Origin of the sequence: Streptomyces sp. NPDC008317 (assembly GCF_042955955.1) — a bacterium.
Taxonomy (GTDB): domain Bacteria; phylum Actinomycetota; class Actinomycetes; order Streptomycetales; family Streptomycetaceae; genus Actinacidiphila.
The window spans coordinates 575,964-589,488 of sequence record NZ_JBIBFQ010000001.1 but is presented as its reverse complement, the minus strand read 5'-3'; the positions used below and the strand labels follow the sequence as shown (position 1 = coordinate 589,488).

The following is a 13,525-nucleotide window of genomic DNA, read 5'->3' as shown; positions in this document are numbered from 1 at the left end:
TTTGAGTCACCCGGGGCCGCTCGCGGCGCGTCGGGGGACGGTCCACGGTAGGGCTCTCGGCGGCCCTGACCAACCCGGTTATCCACAGGGGGTGTGGACGGCGGCGGCATACCTGTGGAGAAGTGGCCCCAACCTGTGTACAGCCCTTGGGACGACGCTGTGGACAAGCTGACAATCTACTCAAGGGAACGGCTCTGACCTGGCCTTTCTCCATCCATAGCCTGTGCAGGAGAAAAAAATTCACGGTCGGCCCAAGATCGCCACAAACAACGCGGAGGAGATCACTCTACGCAGTCACCCGTAATAGTCGAGGGTGGCCTTTACCTCTTACTTGTGGACGATTACCCTGTGCATGTGAATCCGGTCGCCAAGCCCGCAGTGGAGAAGGATCCGGCCTCGTCCCCCCGCACGCCCGCCCGGGGCCGCCACGACCGGGAGATCCTCGCCCTCGCGGTCCCCGCCTTCGGCGCGCTGGTCGCCGAACCCCTCTTCGTCATGGCCGACAGCGCGGTTGTCGGCCATCTCGGCACCGCCCAGCTCGCGGGCCTCGGCGTCGCCGCCGCGCTCCTCACCACCGCCGTCAACATTTTCGTCTTCCTGGCGTACGCGACCACCGCCGCCGTCGCCCGCCGGGTCGGCGCGGGCGACCTGCCCGCCGCGATCCGCCAGGGCGTGGACGGCATCTGGCTCGCGCTGCTGCTGGGCGCGCTGGTGATCGCCGTCGTCCTCCCGTCCGCCCCGGCCGTGGTCGACCTGTTCGGCGCGTCGCCGACCGCCGCACCGTACGCGACCACGTATCTGCGGATCAGCTCGCTCGGCATCCCCGCGATGCTGATGGTGCTGGCGGCGACCGGCGTCCTGCGCGGCCTCCAGGACACCCGCACCCCGCTGTACGTGGCGGTCGGCGGGTTCGCCGCCAACGCGGGGCTCAACGCGGGCCTGGTATACGGCGCGGGACTCGGCATCGCGGGCTCCGCGTGGGGCACGGTCATCGCCCAGAACGGCATGGCGGCCGTCTACGTGTGGGTGGTGATCCGCGGCGCCAAGCGGCACCTCGCCAAGCCGCACCTCCCGACGCGGCACGACACGACGCGGCACCTCGCGCCGCGAGACGACCCCGCGCCACACGACCCCGCGACGGACGCCCGTACGGGTGCACGCTCCGCCCTGTGGACCCTGTTGCGCCCCGACCCCGCCGGCATACGCGCCTGCGCCCGAGCCGGCGTCCCCCTCCTCGTCCGCACCCTCAGCCTGCGGGCCGTCCTGCTCATCGCCACCGCCGTCGCCGCGGGGCTCGGCGACGCCGCGATCGCCGCCCACCAGATCACCCTCACCGTCTGGTCCCTGCTCGCCTTCGCCCTGGACGCCATCGCCATCGCGGGACAGGCGATCATCGGCCGCTACCTGGGCGCGGACGACCCCGAGGGCGCCCGCGCCGCCTGCCGCCGCATGATCGAGTGGGGAGTGGCCTGCGGGGTCGTCCTGGGGCTGCTGGTGACGCTGGCCCGGCCGCTGATCGGGCCGATGTTCACCTCGGACCCGGCCGTACGGGACGCGCTGGCGTCCGCGCTGCTGGTGGTCGCGGTGGCGCAGCCGGTCTGCGGCATCGTCTTCGTCCTGGACGGCGTGCTGATGGGGGCGGGCGACGGGCCGTATCTCGCCTGGTCGATGCTGGGGACGCTGGCCGTCTTCGCGCCCGCCGCGCTGGCCGTGCCCGCCCTGGGCTGGGGGCTGACCGCGCTCTGGTGGGCGATGACCCTGATGATGCTGACCCGGCTCGCCGCCCTGTGGCTCCGGGCCCGCTCCGGCCGCTGGATCGTCACGGGCGCCGCCCGCTGAGAGCCCGAGCCGCCCGCCGAGGAGCCCGACGCACTCGCCGAGAGCCCGACCCGCCCGCCGAGGAGCCCGCGGCACTCGCCGAGAGCGCGAGCCGCCCGCCGAGCCACCCGCCGACACACCTCACAGCGAGCGGCCAGACCTCACAGCGCCCGCCGCACCCGGAACCCCGGAACGACGAAGGGCCGGGCACCCCCGTAATCGGGGTGCCCGGCCCTCCCTGTTCCACGTGGAACACAGCGGTCGCGATTACGCGGCCACGACCTCCAGGTCGAGGACGGCCTCGACCTCGGGGTGCAGCCGCACCGTCACCTTGTGCGCGCCCAGCGTCTTGATCGGCGAACCGACCTCGAGACGACGCTTGTCGACGGCCGGACCACCGGCGGTCTTGATCGCCGCGGCGATGTCGGCCGGGGTGATCGAGCCGAACAGCCGGCCGGTGTCACCGGCGCGGGTGCTGAGCTGGACCTTGACGCCCTGGAGCTGCGCCTTGACCGCGTTCGCGTCGTCCAGCGAGTGGATCTCGCGGATGCGGCGGGCGCGGCGGATCTGCTCGACGTCCTTCTCGCCACCCTTGGTCCACGCGATGGCGAAGCCACGCGGGATCAGGTAGTTGCGGGCGTAGCCCGGCTTGACGTCGACGATGTCGCCCGCGGCACCCAGGCCGCTGACCTCGTTGGTAAGGATGATCTTCGACATGCTTCAGGTCACCCTTTCCTTATCGAGCGGTCGACGTGTAGGGCAGCAGCGCCATCTCACGGCTGTTCTTCACGGCCGTGGCGACGTCACGCTGGTGCTGCGTGCAGTTGCCGGTGACGCGGCGGGCACGGATCTTGCCGCGGTCGGAAATGAACTTCCGCAGCATGTTCGTGTCCTTGTAGTCCACGTACACGGTCTTGTCCTTGCAGAACGCGCAGACCTTCTTCTTCGGCTTGCGCGGGGGCGGCTTCGCCATGGTGATTCTCCTAATGCGATCTTGCGATCAAGAAGTGAGGATGCCCGCCCTAGAAGGGCGGCTCGTCCGAGTAGCCGCCGCCGGAAGAAGCGGCACCGGAGCCGCCGCCCCAGTTACCGCCACCGCCGCCCTGGCCGCCGCCGGCCGGCGCGCTGGTCGCCCACGGGTCGTCGGCGGGAGCACCGCCGCCGCCCTGGGGCTGGCCGCCACCGGAGCTTCCGCCCCAGTTGCCGCCGCCGCCCTGGCCGCCGCCTCCGCCGAACCCGCCGCCCTGCTGACCGCCACGACCGCCACCGCTGGTCTTGGTGACCTTGGCCGTCGCGCTCTTCAGGCTGGCGCCGACTTCTTCGACGTCCAGTTCGTAGACCGTCCGCTTGACGCCCTCACGGTCCTCGTACGACCGCTGCTTCAGCCGGCCCTGCACGATGACGCGCATGCCTCGCTGGAGCGACTCGGCGACGTTCTCGGCCGCCTGCCGCCAGACCGAGCAGGTGAGGAACAGGCTCTCGCCGTCCTTCCACTCGTTGGTCTGCCGGTCGAAGGTGCGCGGAGTGGACGCGACTCGGAACTTCGCGACCGCCGCACCCGACGGGGTGAAGCGCAGCTCGGGGTCGTCGACAAGATTGCCGACAACCGTGATGACGGTCTCGCCTGCCATGGGATGACCTCTCGGCGGTGTGCTGACTGCTTCTGGCTGCTGCTACTGACTACTGCTGGCTACTACTCGGTTACTGCCCCGGTGCGCTGAGCGGAGAGCTCAGTGCAGTTCGGGGCGGAGGACCTTGGTCCGCAGAACCGACTCGTTCAGGTTGAGCTGACGGTCGAGCTCCTTGACGACCTCAGGCGTGGCCTTGAGGTCGACGACCGAGTAGATGCCCTCGGGCTTCTTGTTGATCTCGTAGGAGAGGCGACGACGGCCCCAGGTGTCGACCTTCTCCACGCTGCCGCCACCATTGCGGACGACGGCGAGGAAGGACTCGATCAGCGGGGAGACAGCGCGCTCCTCAAGATCGGGGTCGAGAATGAGCATGAGCTCGTAGTGACGCATAGGGGAACCCACCTCCTTTGGACTCAGGCGGCCACGGCGTTTCCGTGGCAGGAGGGTTTGTATCTGCGTCGCAACGGTAGCGCGGGGCACTGACAGTCGAGTGACAGACAGTCGAGCGGCGGATCGGTCCGAGGAGCGTTCCGCCGAGTCGGGCGAGGCCCGGCCCACGCACAGACACCGGTGCAGACCGTACAGACTACCCGCACAGGTCCCCCGGGTTGAAATCCGCCCCCTTTTGCCCCCAATCTGGACACATCTACTCCGTCACGGAGGTGCCCCATGGCACAGCACGCGGAACGGACCCACCACCTCACCTTCAACACCGACGGCCGGCCGCACCCGCTGGAGAACACGCTGGTCGCGGTGACCGTCGTCCTCGGCGCGATCGCGATCATCTCCTCGGCCTTCAACAGCCTGCATCTGCTCAGTTCCTGGACCGGTCTGGTCGGCATCCTCACCGGCGGCTACGGCCAGTTCATCTCGGCGACCACGGCGGAGCGGTTCGCTCTCGTCATCGGCCTCGGCATGGCGGCGGTCGGCTTCTACATCGGTGTCGCGCACGGCGGGCTGTTCGGCGGGCTCTGGTAGCGGCGGCCGGCAGTCGCCGACAGCACCGGCGAGCAGTAGCGAGGGCGCTTCCCCCGCGCAGTAGGCTTCGGGCCAGAAAACAGCACCGGAAACCCACCACAAGCAAGTAGTGAGCATTCCAGCCCGCAGTCGTGAAGTTCGTCGTGAGTTTGGGGAGCGCCCCGCATGAGCCTGACCCTGAGGACCATCAGCCGCGAGCAGCATCTGGCGTACATCCAGAGCCTGCCCTCGGCAAGCCACTGCCAGGTCCCGGCATGGGCTGATGTGAAGTCGGAGTGGCGGTCGGAGAATCTCGGCTGGATCGACGACAGGACCGGCCAGATCGTCGGCGCCGGTCTGGTGCTCTACCGGCAGATCCCGAAGGTCAAGCGGTACCTGGCGTATCTGCCCGAGGGCCCGGTCATCAACTGGTACGCGCCCAACCTGGACGAGTGGCTGAAGCCGATGCTCGCCCACCTCAAGCAGCAGGGCGCCTTCACCGTGAAGATGGGCCCGCCGGTGATCATCCGCCGGTGGGAGGCGAACACCATCAAGACCGGCATCGCCGACCAGGACGTCAAGCGGCTGCGCGACGTGGAGGCCGACTTCATCGAACCGCGCGCCTTCGAGGTCGCGGACAAGCTGCGCCGGATGGGCTGGCAGCAGGGCGAGGACGGCGGCGCGGGCTTCGGCGACGTACAGCCGCGGTACGTGTACCAGGTCCCGCTGGAGAACCGTTCGCTGGACGACATCCTCAAGGGCTTCAACCAGCTCTGGCGGCGCAATATCAAGAAGGCCGAGAAGGCCGGTGTCGAGGTGGTCCAGGCCGGCTACGACGACCTGCCGACCTGGCAGAAGCTCTACGAGGTGACGGCCGAGCGCGACCACTTCAGGCCGCGCCCGCTGTCGTACTTCCAGCGGATGTGGACCTCGCTGAACGCCGAGGACCCCAACCGCATGCGGCTCTACCTGGCGGTGCACGAGGGCGAGGCGGTCGCCGCGGCGACGATGCTGACCGTCGGCCGGCACGTCTGGTACTCCTACGGCGCCTCGGCGAACCACAAGCGTGAGGTGCGGCCGTCCAACGCGATGCAGTGGCGGATGCTGCGGGACGCGTACGCGATGGGCGCCAGCGTCTACGATCTGCGCGGAATCAGCGATTCCCTGGACGAGAACGACCATTTGTTCGGTCTGATTCAGTTCAAGGTGGGCACGGGCGGGCAGGCTGCCGAATACTTGGGCGAGTGGGATTTCCCGCTCAACAAGCTGCTCCACAAGGCGCTCGACATCTACATGTCGCGTCGCTGACCCCGGGCCCGCGCACGGGCCACGACAAGGCCCGCGCGCGGCCCGCCGAAGGCTCGCTCAAGGAAAGGTCCCGACCAGGCCATGGCCCTCACCCTGTACGTCGACACCGCACGCTGGCGTGCACACCACCAGTCCGTGGTGGACCAGTTCCCCGGCATCGTGCCGGTATGCAAGGGGAACGGGTACGGCTTCGGCCATGAGCGCCTCGCCGACGAGGCGACCCGGCTGCGCGCCGACATGCTCGCCGTCGGCACGACGTACGAGGCCGCCCGGATCAAGGACTACTTCAGCGGCGACCTGCTGGTGCTGACCCCGTACCGGCTGGGCGAGGAGCCGGTGCCGCTGCCGGACCGGGCGATCCGCTCGGTGTCCTCGGTGGAGGGTGTGCGCGGTCTGGTCGGCGCGCGGGTGGTCATCGAGGTCATGAGCAGCATGCGCCGGCACGGCGTGGCCGAGGACGACCTGGTCAAGCTGCACACGGCGATAGACGACGTACGCCTGGAGGGTTTCGCGATCCACCTGCCGCTGGACCGCACCGACGGTACGGACGCGGTCGAGGAGGTCTTCGCCTGGATGGAGCGGCTGCGGGCGGCCCGGCTGCCGCTGCACACGATGTTCGTCAGCCACCTCAAGGCGACCGAACTGGCGCAGCTCAGGCAGCAGTTCCCGCAGACCAGGTTCCGGGCGCGGATCGGCACCCTGATGTGGCTCGGCGACCACGACGCGACGGAGTACCGCGGCGCGGTGCTCGACGTCACGCGGATCGTCAAGGGCGACCGGTACGGCTACCGGCAGGAGAAGTCGGCCGCCGACGGCCATCTGGTGGTCGTGGCGGGCGGCACCTCGCACGGTGTGGGCCTGGAGGCGCCGAAGGCGCTGCACGGTCTGATGCCGCGGGCCAAGGGGGTCGCGCGGGCGGGCCTGGCGACCGTCAACCGCAATCTGTCGCCGTTCGTGTGGGCGGGCAAGCAGCGCTGGTTCGCGGAGCCGCCGCACATGCAGGTGTCGATCCTGTTCCTGCCGGGTGACGTGGCGCCGCCCGCGGTGGGCGACGAGCTGGTGGCGCACCTGCGGCACACCACGACCCAGTTCGACCGGGTCGTGGACCGCCACCCGTCGTAGGACGCCTGTCGCGCCCTCCTCTGCTTCTTCTCCAGCCGTCTAGTCCTTCTCGTCCACCGCGGGCGAAGTCGTCGTGGGCGAAGGTGTCGTGGGCGAAGGCGTCGTGGGCGCGGAGTCCGTCGGCATCGTGGTGCCCCACTCGACCCGCTGTCCGGCGAAGGGAGCCGCGTGCCGCGGCTCGTGGTGGACGGCGCCGAGCACGAACACGTCCTCCGCGCCGTCCAGGATTCCGCCCGAGGGGTCGTCGTCGCCGTCCTGCCGCAGTACGTCGTGCTGCGGCAGGAGGATGTCGCGGATGACCATGCCGCACAGGTAGAGCGTGCCGAGCAGGTGCACGGCGATGGCGAGGTGGTAGCCGTCGGCGGACAGACCGTGGTGCTTGGTGCCGCCGGTGACGTACGCGAGCTGCATCCAGATGCCGATGAAGTACAGCACCTCGGCGCCCTGCCAGATCAGCAGGTCGCGCCAGCGCGGGCGGGCGAGCACGGCGAGCGGGAGCAGCCACAGCACGTACTGCGGCGAGTAGACCTTGTTGCTGATCACCAGCGCGGCCACCAGCAGGAAGGCGAGCTGTGCGAAGCGCGGGCGGCGCGGGGCGTACAGCGCGAGGGCGGCGATCCCGGCGCACAGCAGCAGCATCAGGGCGGCCACGTACGCGCTCACGCCGGTCAGCGGGTTGCCGGTGCGCTGCATGACGATCAGCCACAGCGAGCCGTAGTCGACGCCGCGGGTACGGCTGAAGCTGTAGAACTCCGACCAGCCGTGACGGGCGAGCAGGATCACCGGACCGTTGACCACCAGCCAGGACAGGACGGCGCCGCCGAGCGCCGTGCCGAAGGCCCGTAGCCGCCCGGCGCGCAGGCACAGCAGGAACAGCGCGAGCAGCAGCAGGACGGGGTAGAGCTTGGCCGCGGTGGCCAGGCCGATCAGGATGCCCGCGGCCAGCGGTCGGCTGCGGGCCCACAGCAGCATGCCGACGGCGGTCAGGGCGACGGCGAACAGGTCCCAGTTGATGGTCGCGGTGAGCGCGAGCGCGGGGGACAGGGCGATGAGCAGGCCGTCCCAGGGGCGCCGCCGCTGGGTGCGCGCCACGCACGTGACGAGGACGACCGCGCAGATCATCAGCATCGCGGAGTTCACGATCCAGTAGATCTGCGCGCGGTGCTGGAGGTCGCCGCCGTGCGGGGTCAGCCAGGAGGCGACCTCCATGAACAGGCCGGTGAGCACCGGGTACTCGAGGTAGTGGAAGCCGCTGCCGGAGACCGAGTCCGGGATCCGGTCGAAGTACGGGACCAGGTCGGTGGCGAAGCCGCGCTGCGAGTACAGGTGCGGGATGTCGGAGTAGCAGGCGTGGATGTACTGCGGGGAGCCGCCCTGGAACCAGCCGCCGGAGTAGCAGGACGCTTTCTGCGCCATGCCGAGGGCGAACATCCCGATGACGACGAGCACCATCACGCGGACCGGGTTCCACCAGCGGTAACCGCCGGAGCGGGCCCACCGTCCGGTGGGCCCGCCCAGGAACTCACTGCCGGCCGCGGCGACCGGGTCCTCGTCGGAGGGTCGCACGGGGAGCTCTCGCCGGTCGGCCTCTTCGCGGTCGCGCACGCTCGTCATGGCGAACATCCTGCCGTACCGGTCTGTGTGAGCGAGAGTCCCCGGGGACACCAACCGTCGCTGTCTGCTGTCAGCGACGGTCGCCGTCCCCCGTCAGCCGCCGTCCGTCATCCTCCGTCGCCGGGTTTGCGGGTGGATGTTCCGCCGCTGTTGCCTCCGCCGCCGCCCGGTCCTCCGGTGCTGCCCGACGTGGTCGGGGTGTCGCTCGGCGTCGGCGTGTTGCAGGTCTGGTCCCACGGCAGGCACGGGCCGCTCGGCGTGGTGGGCGGCGTGGTGGGCGGCGTCGTCGGCGGGGTGGTCGGCGGCGTCGTCGTGGTGGGCGGCGGGGTGGTTGCGGTGTCGGTCGGGCTCGGCGGCGGCGTCGTCATGGACGGCGTCGGGGACGGGGCGCCGGGCTCGTTCTGCGGTTCGCCGATCTTGCTGGCGTCCGGGAAGCCGGGGTCCTCGGAGTTGCCGAGGGCGGCCTTCATGTAGTCGGTCCAGATGGTGGCCGGGAGGTCACCACCGTGGATGGAGGAGTTGCCGCCGGTGCCGGACATCGGCAGCAGCTTCTTGGCCTTGGTGTCCTGGCGGAACATCACCACGGACGTGGAGAGCTGCTGGGTGTAGCCGACGAACCACGCGGACCGGGTGCCGCCGGGGCTGTCGGTGGTACCGGTCTTGCCCGCCGCGGTACGGCCCAGGGCCTTGGCCTTGGTGCCGGTGCCGTTCTCGACCACGTTCTGCAGGACCTTGGTGACGTTGTTGGCGATGTTGTCCGGCAGCGCCTGCTTGGGCTTGGGCCGCGAGAAGCCGTTGATCTGGTCACCGTTGTGGATCACCTTGGTGACCGAGTACGGGTCCACCTGCACGCCGGATTTGGCGAAGGTGGCGTACGCGTCGGCCATCCGGATCGCGCTGGGCGTGGACGTACCGATCGAGAACGACGGCACCATGGTGGCCATGCTCTCGTCGAGCAGGCCCACGCTCTCCGCCGTCGCCTTGACCTTGGGCAGGCCGACGTCCTCGCCGAGCTGGACGAACGGGGTGTTGATCGAGTTCTGCATGGCCTTGGTCAGCGTGACGTAGCCGTGCTTGATCGAGTCCTCGTTCTTCTGCCGGAACGGCTTGTTCTCCTTGTCGAGGACCACATTGCCGTCGTGGTCCTTGATCACCAGCAGGTCGTTGGCGTTGTACTTGCTGTCCGGCGTGATGGGCTTGCCGTCGCTGTGGTTGGTGCCGTACATCATGGCCGCGGAGAGCACGAACGGCTTGAAGGTCGAGCCGACCGGCACACCGGCGGTGTTGGCGTTGTTGTTGAACTCGTTGTGCTCGTAGCCCTCGCCGCCGTAGATGGCCACGATCTTGCCGTCGCCCGGCACCACGGAGGCGGCGCCGAACTGCACGTTGCTGTCCGCGTCCGTGCCCTTGTAGTCGGGGTCGTCGCCCAGGTACTTGTGCGAGCCGCCGGGCTTGATGTTCGCCTTGCGGACCGCCTCGACGGACTTCTTCAGGGCGTTGACCTTGGCCTTGTCGAAGGTCGTGTAGATCTGGTATCCGCCCAGGTCAAGGTCCTTCTGGGTGATCTTCGGCGAGGAGTGCGTGGTGACGTAGTTGTTCACCGTGTCGACCAGGTAGCTGATCTGACCGCTCATGCCCGCCTGCACCTTCAGCCCCTGGGGCATCGGGTACTTGGTGTACTTGGCGCGCTCGGTCGCCGTCATGTGGCCGTACTTGACCTCCTGGTCGAGGATCCAGGCCCAGCGCTGCGTGGAGCGCTTGGTGTTGGCCTCGGCGGTGGCCGACGTGTCGATGTTGGTGGCGCCTATCGGGTCGTAGTACGTCGGGCCCTTGAGCAACGCCGCCAGGAAGGCGCACTGGCTGGGGTCGAGCTTGACCGCGTCCACGCCGTAGTACGTCTGCGCGGCGGCCTGGAGACCGTAGGCGCCGCGGCCGAAGTACGAGGTGTTCAGGTAGCCGGTGATGATGTCGTTCTTGCCGACCTTCGCGCCGACCTTTATGGAGATGAACAGCTCTTTGAACTTCCGGCTGACCGTCTGCGACTGGTCGAGCATCGAGTTCTTCACGTACTGCTGGGTGATGGTCGAGCCGCCCTGCGTCTCGCCGCCCTTGGCCATGTTGAACAGCGCGCGGGTGATGCCCATCGGGTCGACACCGGAGTCGGTCTCGAAGGTCTTGTTCTCGGCCGAGATCACCGCGTAGCGCATGGCCTTGGGGATCTGGTCGTACGTGATGTTCTGCCGGTTGAAGTCACCGCCGGTGGCGACCATGCGGGTGCCGTCGGCCCAGTAGTAGACGTTGTTCTGGGCGACGGCTGCCTTGTTCTCGTCGGGGATGTCGACCATGGCGTACGCGATGCCCGCGATGCCGACCAGGGTGCCCACAAAGCCGATGCACAGCGCGGTGACCTGGCGCCAGGAGGGCACCCAGTGCCGCCAGCCCTGCTTGCCGAAGCGCGGGTAGTCGATGAAGCGCTTCTTGGCGGGCCTGCGGCCTCCCCGGCCCGCGGGGCCGCCGGGTTCACCGGGGCCGCCGGTGCCTCTGCGGCGACCGCCGCCGTTGCCGTTGCCGCCACCGCCGCGTCCCTGGGCGGCGCGGCGGGCCGCGGCGCGTCCTTCATAGGGGACACCGGGGCCGCCGGGGCCGGAAGGGGAACCGCTGGGCACGCCGCCGGGAGGGCCGGGGGGACGGCCGGGTACGGCGCCCGGGGTACCGCCGGGCGGCGTACCGCCACTGGGCATACCGCTAGGGGACCCGGCGGGGGGGCCGCCGGCCGCGCGTCGGCCGCCTGACGCAGGGGGCGTCGGCTGCTGTCCCCCGCGCCTGGCGGCAGCACGGCCGCCGGAGGGCGACTGCGGCGGCTTGCGACGGTGCTCGCTCATGAACAGCTACTCCTCGACAGGCGGGATCGCCTGCAGGCATCGATGACATTCCGGTCTGTCCCCCTGAGTGCGGCTGTGTCAGGCCGCACTGCACCCAGGACCAAGACGCACGCCGACGTCCCAGGGTTCCCGGTGCTCTGCATGGCGAACAGAGTACGCACGGTCAAAAGACGCACGATGCGAGCGTTCATCACATAACGGACGGTTGACGCCTCACAGGTTTCATGTTGTGACACCCGCTGTGACGGCGGTCACCGCGGACCGCCTTGCATGATGTGTCGAACCGTTCTATCGTCCCGATGTATCGACTCGATACATCGCACCGACACATCGCTCCGATGCATCGTGCGGAGGCATCGGGTCGGCACACAGTACGGGACAGCGGCGACCGGCCGGAACGAGGGGACGAGGGATTGAGCAAGCGCTCCGGAATCCTCGAATTCGCGGTTCTCGGTCTGCTGCGCGAGTCCCCTATGCACGGCTACGAGCTGCGCAAGCGGCTCAACACCTCGCTCGGGGTGTTCCGCGCCTTCAGCTACGGCAGTCTTTATCCCTGCCTGAAGACGTTGGTCACTCAGGGGTGGCTGATCGAGGAGTCGGTGGTGGACAGCGATCCGCCCGCGACACCCCTCGCCGGCCGCCGGGCGAAGATCGTCTACCGGCTGACGGCCGCGGGCAAGGAGCACTTCGAGGAGCTGCTCGCCCACTCCGGCCCGGACGCCTGGGAGGACGAGCACTTCGCCGCTCGCTTCGCCTTCTTCGGGCAGACGTCGAAGGACGTCAGGATGCGGGTCCTCGAGGGGCGGCGCAGCCGCCTCGAGGAACGGCTGGAGAAGATGCGCGCCTCACTCGTGCGCACCCGCGAACGGCTCGACGACTACACGCTCGAGCTTCAGCGGCACGGCATGGAATCGGTGGAGCGCGAGGTCCGCTGGCTCAATGAGCTGATCGAGACCGAGCGGGCCGGACGCAGCACCACGCGCCCGGACTCCGAGCAGGACACACACGACAACAACCAAGAGAACGGCGGCCGACCCGAAAACCGGGGAACCGCGTGACGATTACACAGGGAGCAACCGGTATGGGTTCGGTTCGCGTAGCCATCGTTGGCGTAGGCAACTGCGCCGCGTCGCTGGTGCAGGGTGTCGAGTACTACAAGGACGCCGACCCGGACAGCAAGGTGCCTGGTCTCATGCACGTGCAGTTCGGCGACTACCACGTACGTGACGTCGAGTTCGTGGCCGCCTTCGATGTCGACGCGAAGAAGGTCGGCCTCGACCTCGCGGACGCCATCGGGGCCAGCGAGAACAACACGATCAAGATCTGCGACGTCCCGCAGAGCGGTGTGACCGTCCAGCGCGGCCACACCAACGACGGTCTCGGCAAGTACTACCGGGAGACGATCGAGGAGTCCACCGAGGCCCCAGTCGACATCGTCCAGATCCTCAAGGACCGCCAGGTCGACGTCCTCGTCTGCTACCTGCCCGTCGGCTCCGAGGTCGCGGCCAAGTACTACGCGCAGTGCGCCATCGACGCGAAGGTCGCCTTCGTCAACGCCCTCCCGGTCTTCATCGCCGGCACCAAGGAGTGGGCGGACAAGTTCACCGAGGCCGGTGTGCCGATCGTCGGTGACGACATCAAGTCCCAGGTGGGCGCCACCATCACGCACCGCGTGATGGCGAAGCTCTTCGAGGACCGCGGTGTCCTGCTGGAGCGCACCATGCAGCTCAACGTGGGCGGCAACATGGACTTCAAGAACATGCTCGAGCGCGAGCGCCTGGAGTCCAAGAAGATCTCCAAGACGCAGGCCGTCACCTCGCAGATCGTGGACCGTGAGCTGGGCGCCAAGAACGTCCACATCGGCCCGTCGGACTACGTGCAGTGGCTGGACGACCGCAAGTGGGCGTACGTCCGCCTCGAGGGCCGCGCCTTCGGTGACGTCCCGCTGAACCTGGAGTACAAGCTGGAGGTCTGGGACTCCCCGAACTCCGCCGGTGTCATCATCGACGCGCTGCGCGCGGCGAAGATCGCCAAGGACCGCGGTATCGGCGGCCCGATCCTCTCGGCGTCCTCGTACTTCATGAAGTCCCCGCCGGTGCAGTACTTCGACGACGAGGCCCGCGACAACGTGGAGAAGTTCATCCGCGGCGAGGTCGAGCGCTGACCGGCTGAGCCGGACAACGCCGCGTCCGG

At 68.9% G+C, this 13,525-nt stretch carries 12 protein-coding genes; 6 read left to right on the top strand and 6 right to left on the bottom strand.

Translation table 11 applies throughout. The features are described from left to right. Positions 1-378 precede the first annotated feature (378 nt). A complete protein-coding gene (locus tag ACFY9V_RS02430; protein WP_391159547.1) occupies positions 379-1,839 on the top strand; it encodes an MATE family efflux transporter in 1,461 nt (486 codons plus the stop codon). 246 nt (positions 1,840-2,085) lie between these two features. On the opposite strand, the gene rplI is transcribed toward ACFY9V_RS02430, so the two are convergent. The 4 genes from rplI to rpsF form a co-directional block, all read right to left on the bottom strand. After that, on the bottom strand, positions 2,086-2,535 hold the full coding sequence (gene rplI / locus ACFY9V_RS02425) for a 50S ribosomal protein L9 (RefSeq protein ID WP_355336647.1): 450 nt from the start codon (positions 2,533-2,535) through the stop codon (positions 2,086-2,088). A gap of 19 nt (positions 2,536-2,554) precedes the next feature. Continuing rightward, a complete protein-coding gene (rpsR, locus tag ACFY9V_RS02420) occupies positions 2,555-2,791 on the bottom strand; it encodes a 30S ribosomal protein S18 (RefSeq protein WP_031512678.1) in 237 nt (78 codons plus the stop codon). A gap of 49 nt (positions 2,792-2,840) precedes the next feature. Next, complete coding sequence (locus ACFY9V_RS02415; RefSeq protein WP_355336648.1) at positions 2,841-3,449, bottom strand: single-stranded DNA-binding protein; 609 nt, start codon at positions 3,447-3,449, stop codon at positions 2,841-2,843. A 99-nt stretch (positions 3,450-3,548) separates the two neighbouring features. Further along, a complete protein-coding gene (rpsF, locus tag ACFY9V_RS02410; RefSeq protein ID WP_093711983.1) occupies positions 3,549-3,839 on the bottom strand; it encodes a 30S ribosomal protein S6 in 291 nt (96 codons plus the stop codon). Between the two features lie 279 nt (positions 3,840-4,118). On the opposite strand from rpsF, the gene ACFY9V_RS02405 reads away from it, so the two are divergent. From ACFY9V_RS02405 to ACFY9V_RS02395, 3 genes are all read left to right on the top strand, one after another. Next, on the top strand, positions 4,119-4,427 hold the full coding sequence (locus ACFY9V_RS02405) for a hypothetical protein (protein ID WP_355336649.1): 309 nt from the start codon (positions 4,119-4,121) through the stop codon (positions 4,425-4,427). Between the two features lie 165 nt (positions 4,428-4,592). Next, positions 4,593-5,714: a peptidoglycan bridge formation glycyltransferase FemA/FemB family protein gene (locus ACFY9V_RS02400; protein ID WP_355336650.1), complete on the top strand. Its 1,122-nt coding sequence runs from the start codon at positions 4,593-4,595 to the stop codon at positions 5,712-5,714. Between the two features lie 81 nt (positions 5,715-5,795). Beyond that, positions 5,796-6,836 carry an alanine racemase gene (locus tag ACFY9V_RS02395; protein ID WP_355336651.1) on the top strand — a complete coding sequence of 347 codons (1,041 nt, stop codon included), beginning with the start codon at positions 5,796-5,798 and terminating at the stop codon, positions 6,834-6,836. Between the two features lie 39 nt (positions 6,837-6,875). Here the strand turns inward: ACFY9V_RS02395 and ACFY9V_RS02390 are convergent, their stop codons facing one another. Continuing rightward, positions 6,876-8,450, bottom strand: coding sequence for a glycosyltransferase 87 family protein (locus ACFY9V_RS02390; protein ID WP_391158858.1), 1,575 nt, complete (start codon positions 8,448-8,450; stop codon positions 6,876-6,878). A gap of 107 nt (positions 8,451-8,557) precedes the next feature. After that, on the bottom strand, positions 8,558-11,332 hold the full coding sequence (locus tag ACFY9V_RS02385) for a transglycosylase domain-containing protein (protein ID WP_391158856.1): 2,775 nt from the start codon (positions 11,330-11,332) through the stop codon (positions 8,558-8,560). Positions 11,333-11,745: 413 nt separating this feature from the next. On the opposite strand from ACFY9V_RS02385, the gene ACFY9V_RS02380 reads away from it, so the two are divergent. Together ACFY9V_RS02380 and ACFY9V_RS02375 are read left to right on the top strand one after the other, a co-directional pair. Further along, on the top strand, positions 11,746-12,390 hold the full coding sequence (locus ACFY9V_RS02380) for a PadR family transcriptional regulator (RefSeq protein WP_355336653.1): 645 nt from the start codon (positions 11,746-11,748) through the stop codon (positions 12,388-12,390). A 23-nt stretch (positions 12,391-12,413) separates the two neighbouring features. After that, a complete protein-coding gene (locus tag ACFY9V_RS02375; protein ID WP_355336654.1) occupies positions 12,414-13,496 on the top strand; it encodes an inositol-3-phosphate synthase in 1,083 nt (360 codons plus the stop codon). Positions 13,497-13,525: the final 29 nt, after the last annotated feature.